Here is a 14,482-nt window from a genome sequence, read left to right as displayed (position 1 = left end):
CGCCGACGGCCACGGTCAAGAACCGGCACAACCGGGATCCGAACGGGATGTTGACAGATCGTCAGGCCGACTGCATGAGTGTGGGGCACGCAAGCACCGCCTGTTCCACGGGCAACCACGCCCATCCGCAGGCTACTTGGGAGGCACGTTGCGCTTTCTTGATGGATACGGCCGCACCCGCCCGCTGCTCCGGCGCGCCGCACTCACCGGCGCCGCCCTGCTCGCCGTCACCGCGGCGCCGCAGGCCTCGGCCGCGGCGGCCGCCGCGGACCGCGGCCCGTCCGGCGGCGGCCTGTCCGCCGTCATCCGGTACACCGAGAACGGCATACCGCACATCCTGGCCCAGGACTACGCGCACCTCGGCTTCGGCACCGGCTGGGCCCAGGCCGCCGACCAGGTCTGCGTGCTCGCCGACGGGTTCGTGACCGTGGCCGGCGAGCGGTCGCGCTGGTTCGGCGCCGACGCGGCGCCCGACGGCTCGCTCTCCTCCGCGGCCGCGAACCTGTCCAGCGACCTGTACTTCAAGGGGGTGCGGGAATCCGGCACCGTCGAGAAGCTCCTCGCCACGCCCGCCCCGGCCGGCCCCACCCCAGACCTCGAGGAGCTGATGCGCGGCTGGGCCGCCGGGTACAACGCCTGGCTCGCCCAGAACAAGATCACCGATCCGGCCTGCAAGGGCGCCGCCTGGGTGCGCCCGGTCACCGTCCTCGACGTGGCCTCCCGCGGCTTCGCCGTCTCCGTGCTCGGCGGCCAGGGGCGCGCCGTCGACGCCATCGCCGCGGCGCAGCCGCCGGGCCGGGCGGCCTCCCCGACGTCCCGTACGGAGCCTGCGGCCGGGGCCGGGGCCGAGCCCGACCCGGCGGCAGCCGCCGAGGCCGCGCGGGCCTTCTTCGACACGGGCCGCTACGACATGGGCTCCAATGCGGTGGCCTTCAGCGGCTCCACCACCGCGAGCGGGGGCGGCCTGCTGCTCGGGAACCCGCACTACCCCTGGCAGGGCGGCCGCCGCTTCTGGCAGTCGCAGCAGACCATACCCGGGGAACTGAACGTCTCCGGCGGCTCCCTGCTGGGCACCGCCGTGATCAACATCGGCTTCAACGAGAAGGTGGCCTGGAGCCACACCGTGGCCACCGGCACCCCCGTCAACCTGCACCAGCTCACCCTGGACCCGGCCGACGCGACCACTTATCTGGTCGACGGCAAGCCCGAGAAGATGACGCAGCGGACGGTCAGCGTCCAGGTGGCGGGCGGCGATCCCGTCACCCGAACCCAATGGTGGACCCGCTACGGTCCCGTGGTCACCGGTCTCGGCCCGGGCCTGCCGCTGCCTTGGACGGCCGGCACGGCGTACGCGCTGAACGACCCGAACGCCGCGAACCTGCGCGGCTCCGACACCGCCCTCGCCATGGGCAAGGCCCGCACGGTCGCCGGGATCCAGGACGCGCTGAAGCGCACGCAGGGCCTGCCGTGGGTCAACACGGTCGCCGCGGACTCGGCCGGCGGCACGCTGTTCACCCAGTCCCAGGTACTCCCCCGGATCACCGACGAGCTCGCAGCCCGCTGCTCCACACCGCTCGGCAGGGCCACGTACCCGGCGTCCGGGCTCGCGGTCCTCGACGGCGCGCGCGGCGACTGCGCGCTCGGCTCGGACCCGGACGCGGTGCAGCCCGGGGTGTTCGGCCCGGGGAGGGCGCCGACGCTGCGCGACGCGCCGTACGCCGAGAACTCCAACGACAGCGCCTGGCTGGCCAATGCCGACCGGCCACTGACCGGGTACGAGCGGGTCTGGGGCAATGCGGGCACCCCGCGTTCGCTGCGCACCCGCGGCGCCGTCGAGGACGTGGCGGCGATGGCCGCGAAGGGCCGGCTGACCGTGGCCGATCTGCAGAAGCAGCAGTTCGCGAACCGGGTGCCCGCCGGTGACCTGGCGGCGGCCGACGCGGCGAAGGCCTGCGCGGCCCTGCCCGGCGGAGCGGCCACCGCGAGCGACGGCCGGCCGGTGGACGTCTCGGCGGCCTGCGCGGTGCTCGCGGGCTGGGACCGGACGGCCGACACCGGCAGCCGCGGCGCGCTGCTCTTCGACCGGTTCTGGCGCAGGCTCACGGCGGGCACGGCGGCCAAGGACCTGTGGCTGGTGCCGTTCTCGGCGGCCGATCCCGTCCGTACGCCCCGTACGCTCAACCGGGCGGCGCCCGGCATCGGCCGGGCCCTCGCGGACACGGTGGCCGAGCTGACGGCGGCGGGCATCGCCCTCGACGCGCCGCTCGGCGCGCACCAGTTCGTGGTGCGCGGCGGGCAGAGGCTGCCGGTGCCGGGCGGCACCGAGGCACTGGGCGTGTGGAACAAGATCGAGGCACCCTGGAACGCGGCCGGCGGCGGCTACCCGGAGGTCGTGCACGGCTCCAGCCACATCCAGGCGGTCGGCTGGGACGGCGGCCGCTGCCCGGTCGCGCGCACGCTGCTGACGTACGGCCAGTCGTCGAACCCGGCCTCGCCGTACTACGCCGACCAGACCCGCCTGTTCTCCCAGGAGCGGTGGGTGACCTCGAGGTTCTGCGAACGGGACATCCTCACCTCGCCGCAGCTGAAGGTGGTCCGGCCGCGCGAGCGCCGCTGACCACAGCCGGACTCGTCGGGGCCGGATCGTCCCGGCCCCGACGTGTCCTCATGGGCTGACGGCGAGGAACAGGTACGCGGCCAGCACCACGATGTGCACGCCGCCCTGGAGCAGCGTGGCGCGGCCGGGCGCGATGGTGAGGGCGCTGACCACGACGGTCAGGGCGAGCAGCACCATGTGGATCGGCCCGAGGCCCAGCAGCAGCGGGCCGGAGAGCCACACGGAAGCCAGGGCGACGGCCGGGATGGTCAGGCCGATGCTCGCGATGGCGGAGCCGTAGCCCAGGTTGAGGCTGGTCTGGACGCGGTCACGGCGGGCCGCGCGGACGGCGGCGAGGGTCTCGGGGGCCAGCACCAGCAGGGCGATGATCACTCCGACGACGGCGTTGGGCAGGCCCGCGCCGGCGACGCCCGCTTCGATCGTGGGCGAGACGGCCTTGGCGTCGCCGACCACGGCGACGAGCGCGACCAGCAGCAGTCCCAGGCTGACCAGCGCGGCGCGGGAGGTGGGCGGCTCGGCGTGCTCCCCGTCGCCGGAGCCGTCACCGGAGCCGTCACCGCCACTGGAGCCGTCGGCCTTCTTCGCACCGGCCTCCGTGGGGACCGGCAGGAAGTAGTCCCGGTGGCGGACCGTCTGGACGGCGATGAACAGCCCGTACAGGGCGAGCGAGGCGACTGCGGCGAACGTCAGCTGCGCGGTGGAGAACTCCGGACCCGGCTTGCTGGTGGTGAACGTCGGCAGGACCAGGCTGAGGACGGCCAGGGTCGCCACGGTGGCCAGCGCCGCGCCGGAACCCTCGGGGTTGAAGACGGCGACCCGGTTGCGCAGGGCGCCGACGAGCAGGGACAGGCCGACGATGCCGTTGCAAGTGATCATGACGGCGGCGAAGACGGTGTCCCGGGCGAGCGAGGCGGTCTTGTCGCCTCCGTCGGCCATCAGGGTGACGATGAGGGCCACTTCGATGACGGTGACGGCGACGGCCAGGACGAGCGAGCCGAAGGGTTCGCCCACCCGGTGGGCGACGACCTCGGCATGGTGGACGGCCGCCAGCACGGCGCCCGCGAGGCACAGGGCGACGAGGGCCACCACGAATCCCGGCAGGTCCCGCCCCCAGCTGAACACCAGCGCGAGGAGCGAGACGAGCGGGACCACGACGGTCCAGTCGGTGAAAGGGGACTTGCGTGCTGCCGTACTCATGCCCCCAACCTGCCACGACCGGCACGTTCGGGGCGAATAGGACTTGCCGCGTCATTTCGGCTGCCGCGGGTGCGTGCGGCGGTCGCGGATCCCGTCCCCGGGACCCGCGGCCGCTGCAACTCCGGGCGGGCTACCAGAAGATGACGGCGTAGCCGTCGCCGCCGTCGGCCCCCGGGGTGCCGATCTGGCCCGAGGCCACACCGCCGGCTCCGCCGGGGCCGCCGTTGCCGCCGATGACGGTCCCGTCCGGCGTGGCGACGATGCCGTCGACGGCGCCGCCGCCGGTCTCGTCCTCGGCATTCAGGCCGGGCCGGGTCAGACCGCCGGTGCGGCAGCTGCTGCCGGTCCCTCCGGCGCCGGGCGTTCCGGGCGCGCCGTCGGTGGCCCCGCCGCCACCGCCGCCACCGCCGCCACCGCCGCCGGTGGCCGTGGCGATGATGTCGCCCTGGGTCGAGGTCAGGGTGGTGGCCGTACCTGCGGCGCCCACCGTCCCCGCGCCGCCGGGTGCGCCGGCCGAGCCGGCCGGGCCTGCGCCGCCGTGGTCGCCCCCGTCGCCGAGCACCACCGTGTAGCTCTTCGACGACTTCACGGGAATGGCGCACCAGACGAAGCCGCCGCCACCGCCACCACCGCCGGCGCCGCCGGCACCGTCGTTCGGTGCGCTGCCGCCGCCACCGCCACCGCCGCCGCCACCGCCGGCCCCCCAGGCCTGGATGAACACGGAGGTGACGCCCTTCGGCGGCACGAAGGTGCCGTCCGCTGTGAACTCCTGCAGCCCGTGCACGGTCTTCACCGTCGGCTTCGACTCGTCGTCCCCGTACTCCGAGCCGTTCTCGTGCCGGCCGTCGTCTTCCCGGCCGTTCTCGTCCCGGCCGTCGTCGCCCCGGCCATTCTCGTCCCGGCCGTCCTCGTCCCGGCCGTCCTCGTGCCGGCCGTCCTCGTGCCGGCCGCCATCGCCCCGGCCGTTCTCGTCCCGGCCGTCGTCGTCCCGGCCTTCGTGGTCCGGCGGCGGCTCCAGCTGGTTCGTGGTGGAGGCGATCGAACGGGCGGCGTGGTCGGCGTCCGCCTGGGCCAGCGGGGACGTGACGAGCAGCTGGCCCGTGACGGCCGCCGCCGTGAGGGCCGCGACGGCCAGGGCCCGGCGCCGGGAGCGGCGGAAGGTGGTACTCGCGTTCATGACGTCCTTATCTCCCCCGGCCGCGTACGGCCGGGAGGAGTGCAGTGAGGTGGCAGTGGATTCGGACCTCCGTGGTCCGCCGCCGTCCATCTCACCCGCGTTCTCGCCAGCCCCCGAACAGGCCCGGCCGCCCGTTACTCCGGCCGGCCCGCAAGGTTGAGCTGGTCAGGCGATCACGGTCACACCGCCCGGTCGCGGCCCTCCCAGTACGGATCGCGCAGCCTCCGCTTGTACAGCTTGCCGTTCGGGTCGCGCGGCATCGTTTCGATGAAGTCGACCGACTTCGGCCGCTTGAAGCCGGCCAGCTGCCGCTCACAGTGGTGCAGGATCTCCGCGGCGAGGGCGTCTCCGGCCACGAAGCCCTCGGCCGGTTCGATGACCGCCTTCACCTCCTCGCCCCAGTCGGCGTGCGGGATCCCGAACGCGGCGGCGTCGGCGACCGCCGGGTGGGTGAGCAGGGCCGACTCGATCTCGGCCGGATAGATGTTCACGCCGCCCGAGATGATCATGTCGATCTTGCGGTCGCGCAGGAAGAGGTACCCCTCCTCGTCCATCAGTCCGAGGTCGCCCACGGTGAAGAAGTCGCCGATGCGGTTCTTCTTCGTCTTGCCCTCGTCCTTGTGGTAGCTGAAGCCGCCGGTGTTCATCTTCAGGTAGACGGTGCCGAGTTCGCCGGGCGGCAGCCGGTTGCCGTCGTCGTCGAAGATGGCGAGCTCGCTGATCGGCCAGGCCTTGCCGACCGTTCCCGGCTTCTTCAGCCAGTCCTCGGCGGTGGCGAACGCGCCGCCGCCCTCGCTGGCCGCGTAGTACTCCTCCACGCACGTGCCCCACCAGTCGATCATCGCCCGCTTGACGTGGTCCGGGCAGGGCGCGGCCCCGTGGATCGCGTGCCGCATCGAGGAGACGTCGTACGCGTCCTTCGTCTCCTGCGGGAGCGCGAGGAGCCGGTGGAACTGCGTCGGGACCATGTGGGTGTGCGTGCACGCGTGGCCGTCGATGAGCCGCAGCATCTCCTGCGGGGTCCAGCGGTCCATCAGGACCAGCGGGTGCCCGATGTGCAGTGCGGCGCCCGCGAATTGGAGGACGGCGGTGTGGTAGAGCGGCGAGCACACCAGGTGGACGTTGCCGTCGAACGGGCGGATGCCGAAGATCCCGAGGAAGCCGCCGAGGTACGTCTCCTCCGGGAGCTTGCCGGGCAGCGGGCGGCGGATGCCGCGCGGGCGCCCGGTGGTGCCGGAGGTGTAGTTCATGACCCAGCCCAGGGTGCGCCCGGCCGGCGGTGTGACGGGCTGTCCGCCGAGGAGCTGTGCGTACGGGCGGAAGCCGGCGACCGCTCCGACGGCGTAGCGGTGGCTCGCGGGCAGGCCCGCCTCGTCGGCCGCGGCGGTGGCGGCGTCGGCGAAGCGCTCGTGGGCGATGAGGACCTTGGCGCCGGAGTCGGAGACGATCCAGGCGATCTCGGGGCCGACGAGGTGGTGGTTGACCGGGACGAGGTAGAACCCGGCCTGGGAAGCGGCGAGGTAGGCGGTGATGAACTCGACGCCGTTGGGGAGGACGACGGCGAACACGTCGCCCTTCTCCAGACCGGCGGCGCGCAGTCCGTGGACGAGGCGGTTCACGTCGGCGTGCAGCCGGCCGGCGCTCCACTCCTCGCCCTCGGGGGTGACGAGGACGGTGCGCTCGGGGTCGGCGGCCGCCTGGGCCCAGAAACCGTTCGGGGGCTGGTCACTCACACCACTCATGCTGATCACACCTCTCAGGCCCGGCCGGCGATGCGGTTGATGCGGTCGATGGCGCGCTCGAAGCCGCCGGTGAGCTCGTCGAAGACGGCCTGGACGCTGCGTTCGGAGTTCATCCGGCCGACGATCTGGCCGACGGGCGTCCCGAGCAGCGGCCGGACCTCGTACTTCTGGATCCGGGAGACGGCCTCGGCGACGAGCAGCCCCTGCAGGGGCATCGGCAGCGCGCCGGGGCCGTCCGGGTCGTCCCAGGCGTCGGTCCACTCGGTGCGCAGCTGACGGGCGGGCTTGCCGGTGAGGGCGCGGGAGCGGACGGTGTCGCCGGATCCGGCGGCCAGGAGCTTCTCGGTGAGCGCGCGGGAGTGCAGGTCCGCCTCGGTGGTGGTGAGCCAGAGGGAGCCGAGCCAGGCACCCTGGGCGCCGAGGGCCAGGCCGGCGGCGATCTGCTCGCCGCTGCCGATGCCGCCGGCGGCGAGGACGGGCAGCGGGGCGACGGCCTCGGCGATCTCGGGGACCAGGACCATGGTGGCGATGTCGCCGGTGTGACCGCCGGCCTCGTAGCCCTGGGCGACGACGATGTCGATCCCGGCTTCGGCGTGGCGGCGGGCGTGTTTGGCGCTGCCGGCGAGGGCGGCGACGAGGACGCCCTGGTCGTGGGCGCGCGCGATGACGTCGGCGGGCGGGGAACCGAGGGCGTTCGCCAGGAGTTTGATGGGGTAGTCGAACGCGACGTCGAGCTGGTTCCGGGCGACCTGCTCCATCCAGCCGGTGATCCGCCAGCCGGAGGCCTCGCCCTCGGCCAGCTCGGGGACGTGGTGCTTGGCGAGGGTGTCGCGCACGAACTCGCGGTGGCCGGCCGGGATCATCGCTTCGATGTCGGCCTCGCTGATGCCGTCGACGGCCTTCTTCGCGGGCATGACGACGTCGAGCCCGTACGGCTTGCCGTCGGTGTGCTCCTGCATCCAGTCGAGGTCGCGTTTGAGGTCGTCGGGGGCGGTGTAGCGGACGGCGCCGAGGACGCCGAATCCGCCCGCGCGGGTGATGGCCGCGGCGACCGCCGGGAAGGGCGTGAAGCCGAAGATGGCGTGCTCGACTCCCAGTTTCTTGCTCAGCTCCGTCTCCATGGGCGGCAGCATGCCGCAGCCAGGCGGCCGAGGGAAGAGGTTTTCTGATGCATCGTCAGATTCTTTACGGGCCGGTCGGTGCGGGGCCCGCCGTACCGGCGGGCAGATACTTCGGGAGGGCGATTCGGCGAACAGGAGGCCGCTGATGGAGGAGCACACGGGGGACGAAGAGACGCGCCGCAGAGGCCCGGGCGGCCCCGAGGCGGCGGGCGCGGGCCCGGCGGGCGGCGGGATCAGCCGGCGGCGGCTCGGGGCACGGTTGTTGGCGCTCGGCGGGATGCTCGCCCTGCATGCCGCGCTGCCCGGGGCTGCGGGGGCCTCCGGCAACCCGGCCGAGCGGCGCGCCCTCCAGGGGCTGCGCCTGCGGTACGGGTCCGCACGCCAGGCGGGACTCGTCGAGAAGCACCTGGAGGCGGCTGCCGACGAGGCCCGGCGGTTCCTCGGCCCCTCCCCCGAACACCCCTACTACGCCGGGGCCGTGGTGCTCGCCGGCCGGGGCCGCACGATCGCCCTGCACCGCGCGATGGGCGAGGCGGTCCGGTACGCGGACTACGACGGCCGCACCGACCGGGTCCGGGAGTTCCCGGCGGCGCAGCGCATCCCGATGGCCGAGGACACGGTCTTCGACCTGGCGTCGCTGACCAAGCTGTTCACGTCGCTCCTGGCCGTGCAGCAGATGGAGCGCGGACAGCTGGAGCTGGAGGCTCCGGTGGACCGGTACCTGCCCGAGTTCACGGGCGGCGGCAAGGAGCTGATCACGGTCCGCCAGTTGCTCACGCACACCTCGGGGCTGCGCTCGTGGGCGCCGTTCTACCAGCAGTCCACGCGCGAGGGGCAGCTGAGGATGCTGTGGGCCGTGCGCCCGCAGGAGACCCCCGGGACGGTGTACCGGTACTCGGACCTGAACCTGATAGCGCTACAGCTGCTCCTGGAACGGATCACCGGCCATACTCTGGATCTCCTGCTCCACGACGAGATCACCGCTCCGCTCGGGATGCACCGCACGCGTTACAACCCACCGCTCTCATGGCGCCGGGTCACCGCCGCCACGGAGGTGCAACGGCCGCCCTGGTCGGGCCTGGACCGCGGGCTGGTCTGGGGCGAGGTCCACGACGAGAACGCCTACGCCCTCGGCGGCGTCGCCGGCCACGCCGGCGTCTTCGGCACGGCCTGGGACCTGGCCGTCCTCGCCCGCACCCTCCTCGACGGCGGCGTCTACGCCGGCAGGCGCATCCTGCGCCCCGCCTCCGTGGAGCTGCTCTTCACCGACTTCAACACCGCCTTCCCCGGCGACGACCACGGCCTCGGCTTCGAGCTCTACCAGCACTGGTACATGGGGGCCATGGCCACCCCGCACTCCGCCGGGCACACCGGCTTCACCGGCACCTCCCTGGTCCTGGACCCCTCCACCGACTCCTTCCTGATCCTGCTCGGCAACTCCGTCCACCCCGTACGCACCTGGCGGGCCGGCAGCGCGCCGCGGGTCGCGGTCGGCAACCGGTTCGCCCGCGCCGTCCCGGTCCGTACGAAGCACGGCGGCCCCGCCTGGTACTCCGGGATGGAGACCGGCGGGTCCGGCACGCTCACCCTGCCCCCGTTGACCCCGGCCACGGCCGCCGCCCGACTGCGCTGCGCCGTGTGGTGGGACACCGTGCCCGGCGAGGGCGCCCTCCACCTGGAGGCCTCGGCCGACGGGGAGACCTGGGAGCCGCTGCCGTTCACCACCCTGCGGTCCACCGGCGGCTCCCCCGAGCAGTGGCCCCGGGGCAGTGTCGGCGGCTGGTCCGGCCGCATCTGGCACCGCCTCGAAGCCCCGCTCGCGGCCTGGTCGGGGCGCCCGGTGCGCCTGCGCTTCCGCCACACCGCGACCGGCCGCTACGTCGGCCGCGGGGTGTACGTGGACGTCGTGCGCGTGGCGGAACCGGCCCGCCTCCTCTTCGCGGAGGACCGCCCCACCGACGGCTCCCGCCTCCAGGCCGTCGGGTGGACCCGCTCGACGGACTAGGAGTCCGGAGGGACGTCAGCCATGACGGACCAGGCAGAAGGGGTGGCCCGCCGGGTCCGCGTAGACGCGCCAGCCGTCGGGGGCGGCGTCGGCGCGGGCGTCCAGCAGTGTCGCGCCGCAGGCCAGCACCTGCTCCTGCGCCCGGTCCAGGTCCGCCACGCCGAAGTCGAGGTGGAACTGCTGGGGGCGGGCGGGGTCCGGCCAGCGCGGCGGCCGGTGGTCGGCCACCCGCTGGAAGGCGAGCACGAGACCCGACGGGGCGTGCAGTGTCGCCCACTCCTCGTCGACCGACCACCGCGGGTCCGGCCGGTTGACGGTGCCGCCCAGCACCGCCCGGTAGAACTCGGCGAGCCGCAGCGGATCGGGACAGTCCAACACCACACACTGGAGTTCGGCGATCATGATCCGATGCTGGCATAAAAGCGTGCCCGGCGGCGTTGCCAGCCGTTGAGATTCGTTGACTGATCAACCCCCGGCAGCTCAGCAGACGAAGGCAGGTACAGGCCATGGCGAACCCCGTGATCGACTGGGACCACCCGAAGGACCCCAAGCCGGGCAGCTGGCAGCTCGACCACGTCAAGCAGTACGTCGCAACGAACGGGTCCGAGGGCCACGACTGGAACGGCACCCAGACCCTGCTGCTCACCACCGTGGGCCGGGTCTCCGGCAGCCCCGTGCGCACCCCGCTCATCTACGGCGAGGCCGACGGCCGCTACCTCATCGTCGCCTCCAAGGGCGGCGACGACGAGCACCCGCTCTGGTACAAGAACCTGACGGCCCACCCCGAGGTCCGCATCCAGGTCGGCCCGAAGGTCCTCCAGGGCGCGGCCCGCACCGCGACCTCCGAGGAGCGCGCCGCGTACTGGCCCGTGATGGTGAAGCACTGGCCCGCGTACGACGAGTACCAGGCCAAGACCGACCGCGAGATCCCGATCGTCGTCATCGAGCCCGCCGGAGGCGCCGCGTAACGGCGGTCAGTGCCCCAGCACCGCCATCGCCGCATTGTGGCCGGGGACCCCGCTGACACCGCCTCCGCGCACGGCGCCCGCGCCGCACAGCAGGACGTTGGCGTACGGGGTCCCCACCCCCCAGCGGCCCGCCGCACCCTGGTCCTCCGCGTACGGCCAGGACAGGTCCCGGTGGAAGATGTGCCCGCCGGGCAGCCGCAGTTCGCGCTCCAGGTCCAGCGGGGTCTTGGCCTCGATGCACGGCCGCCCGTCCGCGTCGAAGGCCAGGCAGTCGGTGATCGGCTCGGCCAGGTGCGCGTCCATCTGCGCGAGCGTTCCGGTCAGCAGCACCTCGCGCGCCCCCTGGTTGTCCTTCTCGAACAGCCGGGCCGGGGTGTGCAGACCGAACAGCGTCAGCGTCTGGTACCCCTGCGCCACGAGCTCCGGCCCGAGGATCGAGGGGTCGGTCAGCGAGTGGCAGTAGATCTCCGAGGGCGGTACGGACGGCAGTTCGCCGGTGGCGGCCTCGGCGTAGGCCCGCGCCAGTTCCGCGTACCCCTCGGCGATGTGGAAGGTGCCGCCGAAGGCCTCGCGCGGGTCCACCGTGGTGTCCCGCAGCCTCGGCAGCCGCCGCAGCAGCATGTTGACCTTGAGCTGAGACCCCTCGACCGGGGGCGCCGGCTCCGTCTCCCCGAGCAGTTCGCCCAGGGCCCGGGGGGAGGCGTTGACCAGCACCGTCCGCCCGACGACCCGTCCCTCGCCGGTCGCCGTACGGAAGGTCACCTCGGCCGGAGCCCGCCCGTCCGTCTCGATCCGGAGCACCTCGTGCCCGGTCGCGATCTCGGCCCCGGCCGCCCGGGCGGCCGCCGCCAGCGCATCGGTGAGCGCGCCCATCCCGCCGACCGGCACGTCCCAGTCCCCCGTCCCGCCGCCGATGACGTGGTACAGGAAGCAGCGGTTCTGCGCGAGCGAGGCGTCGTGCGCGTCCGCAAACGTGCCGATCAGGGCGTCCGTGAGGACCACGCCGCGGACCAGGTCGTCGGCGAAGTGCTCCTCGACGGCCCGCCCGAGCGGCTCCTCGAACAGCATCCGCCAGGCGGTCTCGTCGTCGATCCGGGCCCGCAGCTCCGCCCGCGTGGGCAGCGGCTCGGTCAGTGTCGGGAACACCTTCTGCGCCAGCCGCCCGGTCCGCCCGTAGAAGGCGCGCCAGCTCTCGTACTCGCGCTCCGAGCCGGTCAGCCGCGCGAAGGACTCCCGGGTACGGGCCTCCCCGCCGCCGACGAGGAGACCGCCGGGCCGGCCGTCGCGTTCGACGGGGGTGTACGAGGAGACGGTGCGCTTGCGGACGGCGAAGTTCAGCCCCAGATCACGCACGATCTTCGCCGGGAGCAGGGACACGAGGTACGAGTAGCGCGAGAGCCGGGCGTCGACTCCGGCGAAGGGGCGGGTGGAGATCGCGGCGCCGCCGGTGTTCCCGAGCCGCTCCAGGACCAGTACCGAACGGCCCGCCCGGGCCAGGTACGCGGCGGCGACCAGTCCGTTGTGCCCGCCGCCCACGATCACGTCGTCGTATACATCGTGCCCGAAGCTCGTCATGGCTCTTGGTAACACACCTGGCCGAGCCGCTCCAGACAGTGCGCCTCGTCGGCGTGGGCCGCCACCGTGTCCGGATGGTCGTCGCCGAGGGAGCGTTCGCGGATGCCGGACAGCTCCCGGTAGACGGGCAGGGCCTCGTCCCAGCGGCCCAGCCGGCCCAGCCCGACGGCGAGTTCACGGCGGCTGACGAGGGTGTCCGGGTGCTCGGCGCCGAGCGCCTTGGCCCGGGCCGCGGCGACCTGCCGGGCCTCGGCCACCGCCTCCTCCCAGCGGTCCAGCCGGCCCAGGTTGACGCCGAGGACGTGCCGGGCGCGGAGCGTCTCGGGGTCCGCGGCCCCGTACGCCCGGGTGCGGTCGCGGACCAGGCCCCGGAACAGGTCCAGGGCCTGGGCTGCGTGCCCGGTCCTGCCGAGCGCGATGCCGACCTCGTAGCGGGCGGCGAGGGTGTCGGGATGGTCCCGGCCCAGCACCCGCTCCCGTACGGCGGCGACGTGGCGGAACCCGTCCAGGGCCTCCTGCCAGCGCTCGAGACGGCCCAGTGCGTACGCGACCTCGTACCGGGTCAGCAGCGTGTCCGCGTGCTCGGCGCCCAGCACGGCCGCCCGGTCGGCGGCGACCTCGGCGGCGGTGCGGTGGGCGTCCGCGAACCGGCCCAGCGCCCCGAGGGCGCAGGCGAGGTTGTGGCGGCAGCGCAGCGTGTCGGGATGGAGCGGGCCGGTGCTGCGCTCCCGGGCGACGAGCACCGCACGGTAGACGTCGTGGGCCTCGCGGTGGCGTCCGAGCCGGCCCAGTTCGTACGCCGCCTCCTGGCGCGCCGCGAGGGTGTCGGGATGGTCGGCGCCGAGCAGCCGGGTGCGCCCCTCGGCGACGGCTTCGTACGCGGCCAGAGCCTCCTCGGGCCGACCCGCGCGGCTGAGGGCGAACGCGCGGGTGTGGCCGGCGGCGAGCGCGCCGGGGCCGGCCGCGTCCAGGCCGGTCCCGGCGGAGCCGAAGGCGTACGGGACCCCGTACGGCGCGGTGAGCCGCGGGTCCTCGGCGGCGGCGGGACGCAGGATGCGGTGCTCGCCGCTGGGGCGCCCGGCGGTCCAGGAGCCGGTGAGCACGGCCCATGCGCCGCTCGCGGGGCGGGCGTCGATGCCCGCCTTGCGGCCGGCGGTCATACCGCGGGCCCAGCCGGGCAGCGGGGCCTGGGCGCCGGGCAGGCCGCCGGGGCCGATGCGGTCCTCGACGAGCCGCCGGTGCAGGTGGCGGGCGTCGCCGGGGCGGTCCTCGGGGCGCTTGGCCAGCAGGTCCAGGACCACCTGCTCGAAGTATTCGGGCAGCTCGGGGCGGTGTTCGCGGAGCGGCACGGGCGCGGTGTCGCGGTGGCCGACCAGTACCGACCAGGAGTCGCCGAGGTCGAACGGCGGGGCCCCGGTGGCGATCTCGTACAGGACGCAGCCGAGGGAGTACAGGTCGCTTCGGTGGTCGACCTCGCCGCCGGCGATCTGCTCGGGCGACATGTAGTGCGGGGTGCCCATGGCCATGGCGCCGCCGGTGAGTTTGGCGGTGAAGCCGATGTCGTGGGCGAGGCGGGCTATGCCGAAGTCGCAGATCTTCACCGTGCCGTCGGTGAGCCGCATGATGTTGGCCGGTTTCAGGTCGCGGTGGACCACGCCCTGGTCGTGGGTGTAGCCGAGGGCGGCGGCCAGCTGTTCCGCGATGTCGACGACCACGTCCACGGGGAGCGGGCGCGTCTCGTTGTCCTCCAGGAGCTGGCTCAGGTTGCGGCCGTCGAGGAGTTCCATGACGAGGTAGAGCGGGCCGCCCGCGGCGCTGTCGTCGCCGAAGTCGTGGACGACGGTGACTCCGCGGTGCTGGAGGGAGGCGGCGACGCGCGCCTCGCGGCGGAAGCGTTCGCGCAGGACCTGGGTGAAGTGGTTGTCCTGCTCGGGCCCGAGCGGCTTGAGGCACTTCACGGCAACCTGCCGGCCGAGCGACTCGTCCCGGGCGCGCCACACCTCGCCCATGCCGCCGCGCCCGATCAGATCGAGTGACCGGTACCGGCCCTGGATCAGTCTGGACTCCGCCATGTCTTAAA

Annotated in this window: 10 protein-coding genes; 3 read left to right on the top strand and 7 right to left on the bottom strand. The window is 73.8% G+C overall.

Translation table 11 applies throughout. The annotated features are described in order from the left end of the window. Positions 1-148 precede the first annotated feature (148 nt). Positions 149-2,617 (top strand): penicillin acylase family protein, encoded by a 2,469-nt coding sequence (locus tag AB5J51_RS34230; RefSeq protein WP_369779413.1) that lies wholly within the window; start codon positions 149-151, stop codon positions 2,615-2,617. Between the two features lie 48 nt (positions 2,618-2,665). On the opposite strand, the gene AB5J51_RS34225 is transcribed toward AB5J51_RS34230, so the two are convergent. The 4 genes from AB5J51_RS34225 to AB5J51_RS34210 all read right to left on the bottom strand — a co-directional run bounded on the left by AB5J51_RS34225 (position 2,666) and on the right by AB5J51_RS34210 (position 7,854). Next, complete coding sequence (locus AB5J51_RS34225; protein WP_136222115.1) at positions 2,666-3,814, bottom strand: calcium:proton antiporter; 1,149 nt, start codon at positions 3,812-3,814, stop codon at positions 2,666-2,668. A gap of 130 nt (positions 3,815-3,944) precedes the next feature. Then, positions 3,945-4,991: a hypothetical protein gene (locus AB5J51_RS34220; RefSeq protein ID WP_369779410.1), complete on the bottom strand. Its 1,047-nt coding sequence runs from the start codon at positions 4,989-4,991 to the stop codon at positions 3,945-3,947. A gap of 179 nt (positions 4,992-5,170) precedes the next feature. Continuing rightward, positions 5,171-6,733: an acyl-CoA synthetase gene (locus tag AB5J51_RS34215; RefSeq protein WP_369779409.1), complete on the bottom strand. Its 1,563-nt coding sequence runs from the start codon at positions 6,731-6,733 to the stop codon at positions 5,171-5,173. Between the two features lie 14 nt (positions 6,734-6,747). Continuing rightward, positions 6,748-7,854: a nitronate monooxygenase family protein gene (locus tag AB5J51_RS34210; protein WP_053787230.1), complete on the bottom strand. Its 1,107-nt coding sequence runs from the start codon at positions 7,852-7,854 to the stop codon at positions 6,748-6,750. A 145-nt stretch (positions 7,855-7,999) separates the two neighbouring features. Between AB5J51_RS34210 and AB5J51_RS34205 the strand changes: the two genes are divergently transcribed. Continuing rightward, positions 8,000-9,859 carry a serine hydrolase gene (locus tag AB5J51_RS34205; protein WP_369779408.1) on the top strand — a complete coding sequence of 620 codons (1,860 nt, stop codon included), beginning with the start codon at positions 8,000-8,002 and terminating at the stop codon, positions 9,857-9,859. Between the two features lie 15 nt (positions 9,860-9,874). Here AB5J51_RS34205 and AB5J51_RS34200 read toward each other — a convergent pair whose 3' ends face one another. After that, on the bottom strand, positions 9,875-10,261 hold the full coding sequence (locus AB5J51_RS34200) for a VOC family protein (protein WP_053787159.1): 387 nt from the start codon (positions 10,259-10,261) through the stop codon (positions 9,875-9,877). Between the two features lie 104 nt (positions 10,262-10,365). Here AB5J51_RS34200 and AB5J51_RS34195 point away from each other — a divergent pair, with 104 nt between their 5' ends. After that, positions 10,366-10,827, top strand: a complete 462-nt coding sequence (locus tag AB5J51_RS34195; protein ID WP_078987404.1) for a nitroreductase family deazaflavin-dependent oxidoreductase — start codon at positions 10,366-10,368, stop codon at positions 10,825-10,827. 6 nt (positions 10,828-10,833) lie between these two features. On the opposite strand, the gene AB5J51_RS34190 is transcribed toward AB5J51_RS34195, so the two are convergent. Both AB5J51_RS34190 and AB5J51_RS34185 read right to left on the bottom strand, forming a co-directional pair. After that, positions 10,834-12,402, bottom strand: a complete 1,569-nt coding sequence (locus AB5J51_RS34190) for a phytoene desaturase family protein (protein WP_369779407.1) — start codon at positions 12,400-12,402, stop codon at positions 10,834-10,836. Continuing rightward, positions 12,399-14,474, bottom strand: coding sequence for a tetratricopeptide repeat protein (locus AB5J51_RS34185; RefSeq protein WP_369779406.1), 2,076 nt, complete (start codon positions 14,472-14,474; stop codon positions 12,399-12,401). Before AB5J51_RS34185 ends, AB5J51_RS34190 begins: the two co-directional genes overlap by 4 nt. Positions 14,475-14,482 lie beyond the last annotated feature (8 nt).

Source organism: Streptomyces sp. R33 (genome assembly GCF_041200175.1).
In the GTDB taxonomy this organism is placed as follows: Bacteria; Actinomycetota; Actinomycetes; order Streptomycetales; family Streptomycetaceae; genus Streptomyces; species Streptomyces katrae_B.
Note: the sequence above shows the minus strand (reverse complement) of the source record. Positions and strands in the feature narration are given on the sequence as shown.